This window comes from Cytophagia bacterium CHB2, from assembly GCA_030263535.1.
Taxonomy (GTDB): Bacteria; Zhuqueibacterota; Zhuqueibacteria; order Zhuqueibacterales; family Zhuqueibacteraceae; genus Coneutiohabitans.
Window position 1 is genome coordinate 1 of sequence record SZPB01000470.1, and the last position, 4104, is coordinate 4104.

General features: G+C 54.6%; 3 protein-coding genes. 1 reads left to right on the forward strand and 2 read right to left on the reverse strand.

Annotated elements, in window-relative coordinates:
* A partial coding sequence (gene purE, locus FBQ85_27385) for a 5-(carboxyamino)imidazole ribonucleotide mutase (GenBank protein MDL1878855.1) occupies positions 1-346 on the reverse strand: 346 nt, incomplete at its 3' end.
* Between the two features lie 49 nt (positions 347-395).
* Positions 396-2978: a T9SS type A sorting domain-containing protein gene (locus tag FBQ85_27390; GenBank protein MDL1878856.1), complete on the reverse strand. Its 2583-nt coding sequence runs from the start codon at positions 2976-2978 to the stop codon at positions 396-398.
* Between the two features lie 611 nt (positions 2979-3589).
* Between FBQ85_27390 and FBQ85_27395 the strand changes: the two genes are divergently transcribed.
* A partial coding sequence (locus FBQ85_27395) for a hypothetical protein (GenBank protein ID MDL1878857.1) occupies positions 3590-4104 on the forward strand: 515 nt, incomplete at its 3' end.

Sequence of the window (4104 nt, forward strand, 5' to 3'; positions counted from 1 at the left end):
GAATACCGGCAGGCATCTGCACAATTGAAAGCAGTGAATCCATGCCCTTGAGCGCGCGGCTCTCGACCGGCACGCCGAGCACGGGGATCAGCGTTTGCGCTGCTGTCATGCCGGGCAAATGCGCGGCGCCGCCTGCGCCCGCAATGATGGCCTCGAGGCCGCGCGACTCCGCGCTTGCGGCAAATTCCGCCAGCCAAGCCGGCGTGCGATGCGCGGAGACAATGCGGCATTCGTGCGGCACCTCGAATTGCGCCAGCACTTCCGCGGCATGGCGCATGGTCTCCCAATCCGATTTACTGCCCATGATCACGGCAACCAGCGGAGAAGGCGTTGATTGTTCGGACATGTTTTTGTTTCTCAACCTTTCAGCGAAATGCTATTGCACGCCGAAAACGTTATCTGACCAGCACCATCTTCTTTTGCATGCTTTGATCACCCGCTTGCAAGCGATACCAATAAACTCCGCTTGCCAGGCCTTCGCCATTAAACAAGGCCTGATAACTGCCCGCGGGCAGCCGCTCATTCACCAGCGTTGCCACCTTCCTGCCGAGCACGTCAAAGACCATCAACTGAACAAACGCCTCACGATTCACCGAATACGAAATGGCCGTTGCCGGGTTAAACGGATTTGGGTAATTCTGCTGCAAGGTGAACGAAACTGGCGCTGCGCGCGTGGGTGAAGCAACGCCTGTCAACACCGACAAATCGAGCGTGTACATCGAGCGGCCGTGCGTGCCGGCAACCAGCAAACGGTCGGGCGCGTGAATGGCAAAATCATATACCGAAACCATGGGCAATCCCTGGCCGAGCGCATGCCATGTTTTGCCGTAATCCGGCGAATAAAAAGCGCTGACATCGGCCCCGACGTAGAGAAAGCTCGGATAATCAGGGTCAACAGCGATGGTGTTCACCGGCGTGTCCGGAAGGCCAAAGCTGATGTCTTCCCACGTTAGCCCCATATCCGTCGTACGAAAAACATGCGGCTGCGGCGAAGTCCAGCGTAGCCCCGAAAACGTGACGTAGGCAATGTTTTCATCGGTTGGATCAACGGCGACGCGTGTCACCCAACGTTCCGGCAAGCTCTCCGAAATCTCGCGCCAGGTCAAGCCGCTATCAGAAGTCACCCACACATGACTATCGTCGGTGCCTGCATAAACAACGTCAGAATTACTCGGCGCAACCGCGATTGTGGTCACCGTGCCCAAACGCGATCCCGGTTCGCTTGCCGTGAGATCGCCGCTGATCGCCGTCCAGAAATTTGCGCCGTCGATCGTGCGATAGACGCGATTTGTACCGTAATACAAAACATTGCTGTCGTTGGGATCCATCACCACCGGCGTAGCCCAGTTGCGCGGCTCGCTGTTAAAATTGATGCCGTTCAACGCGCTGACAAAAGAGGCGCCGCCATCGGTCGATTTTCCTAAAAAACCGTTTTGTGATTCGGCATAGATAATGTTTGGATTATTGGGATCAACAATCACATAAAAACCGTCACCGCCAAAAATTCCTTCCCAATCATCCAAACCGCCGGTAAGCGTGCGCAGCGTGCCGTTGTCTTGGGTGCCGCCGAGCAAATGCTGTGAATTGCTGGGATCAACGGTAATCTGATAAAACTGCGTCACCGGCAATGCTTCAACTTTTTTCCACACGAAACCGCCATCGCTCGAAATATCAATGCCGCCGTCGTGGCCGGCAATCATCTGTTGCGCGTCCATTGGATGGAACGCCAGCGCATGATGATCGACGTGTGACACCGAGGCCGTGCGCCAGGTGCTGCCGCCGTTGCTGGAAATCTGCAACGCCAAGTCCAGCACATAAACCTGCTCCGGATTTTCGGGATGCACACGCACATTGCCGAAATACCAGCTAAAATTCGCAAACCCGCTGCGCAAGCGATTGTTGGTATCAGTTCGCTGCCAAAAATTGCCGCCGTCGCGCGTGCGATAAAGACTGTCATAGGTATAGCCCGAATTGGTATAAAGCGCGTAAAGATGATCCGGCTGAGCGGCGCAAATGGCCAGGCCAATGCGGCCAATATCATTGCGGAAATCGGGCAGCCCATTCACTGCGCCGAGCCGCTGCCAGGTATCTCCGCCATCCGTGCTGCGATAAATGCCGCTCGAGGCGCCGTAAAGATGCGTGTTGAATTTTGGCGGACGCACGCGTTCCCATGCGGCGGCAAACAGAATGGCGGGATTTTGCGGGTTGATGACGAGATCGATCACACCTGTCGAGTCGTTGATGAATAAAACCTTTTGCCAATTTTGACCGCCGTTATCACTGCGGTAAATGCCGCGATCGCTGTCCGTGGCGAAATAATTTCCAATCGCCGCCACAAACACACGGTTGGAATTCGCGGGATCGATGACAATTCGCCCAATCGACGTGGTCTCTTCCAAACCCAGGAATTGCCACGTTGTGCCGCCGTCGGTTGATTTAAAGACGCCGCCGCCCGGAAAATTGTTGTGACCGCCGTTTGCCTCACCGGTGCCGGCGTAAATCGTTTGAGGATGATTCGGATCAACCGCCAAGTCGCCGATCGGCAACACCGCTTGCTCATCAAACACCGGCTGCCAGGTTTCGCCGCCGTCTATCGATTTGAACACACCGCCGGTGGCCGCGCCGGCGTAAACGATGCTCGGATCAACCGGATTGAATTCGATGTCGGTAATGCGTCCGCCAATATTTGCCGGCCCGGCGAATTGCCACTGGGCCGTGACGCTGCTCGACTTTTGCAATGCGCGCATGCGTTGCGCTTGTCGCAAAGCCTCGAGAGGCGCTGCTTTGTCCGCTGTGCCGTGGGGAAACGTACGCTGCAACCAGGCCCAATCCGAGGGATAGGTTTTGGTTTCAAGTCGCTCGGACGCCGCAGCAACAAGTTTTGCAGATTGATTCCCGTTTGAGGTTATTCCAAAAAATAAACAAAACAAACCGGCAAACAACAGCAGCGGCAAAATGTTTTTGCGGAACACGGACATGCAGAATCTCCAGAACGATTGCGTTGTCGCTTTGAGTTGTATGAGTCCTTCATCCTGCTGTGAGGCAGCGGCGCGTGCGGTTCGATTGAGAGTGCGTCGTCAGCAATCCGATCGAGCCTGCCGAAGTCCCGGTCGAACCCTTGACGAAGCCTCGGGTAAACGCGGAGATCTTGTGACGATGGGACCCGCACTGAATCTTCACAGGATGCCAGCGCCGCAGCCAGAATATCAAATGAGGAGGGAGTTGATTTTCAAGGTGATGGCATGCTTGTTATGGTTTTAGATGGCGAACAGGAATTTACGTGGTAAACGTCATCCACAAACAGCGTTTGTTACGCCTGCTCTCACGTTTCTCTCTGGGTGTTATTGTAGCAGAAAAAAGGTAAAAGGCAAGGCTGGAAATGAGGAATATTGCTAAAACCATGCAAACTATTTTAGCTCACGATTGTCTATGCCAAAAGGCCAAGAAAAGCCAAACAGCCGCGTAGACGTTTCTGTATGAGGAGAACCTGAATTTTGGGGGGCGCGGCGCGGCGGAGCAACCTTCGGTAGCTTCGCGTCGTAACAAAGGCCAAATTTATTCATGAAAATTGAGCCAGGAGGAAAACGACATGCAGTGTTTCAAACGCGTTTTTGCAATAAGCTTGTTTGCGTTTTGTTTGATTGTGCCGATCGTGGCGAGGGCACAGGAAGAACGCACGGAAAAATCATTTTCCGTCACGCCAGGCGGTTGGCTGGAGTTACGCGCAGATTTTGGCTCGGTGGATGTCCGTTCATGGCCGCAAAATGAAGTCAAAGTCGAAGTGATTAAATGGGTGGAAGGCCGTTCGCGCCGCAGCGCAAGCGAGTTGTTCAAAGATTACGAAATCAGTTTCAATCAAACGTCACGAGGCGTTTCCATCGTGGCGAAGATGTATGGCGGCAGCAAACGCTGGTGGCGCAGCAATGACGGCTTGCAAGTCGAGTTTCGTCTGACCGTGCCGCAAAAGTACAATCTTGACTTGAATACCTCCGGCGGCAGCATTTCCGTTGATAACCTCACGGGCGAAGCGCGGGTGAAAACCAGCGGCGGCTCGCTTTCGCTGGGCCGCATTGAAGGCCCGGTCGATGCGCGCACCAGCGGTGG

Excerpts from the sequence above, each read along its gene's own strand:
- FBQ85_27390 (MDL1878856.1), bottom strand. The coding sequence starts at position 2,978 with ATGTCCGTGTTCCGCAAAAACATTTTGCCGCTGCTGTTGTTTGCCGGT.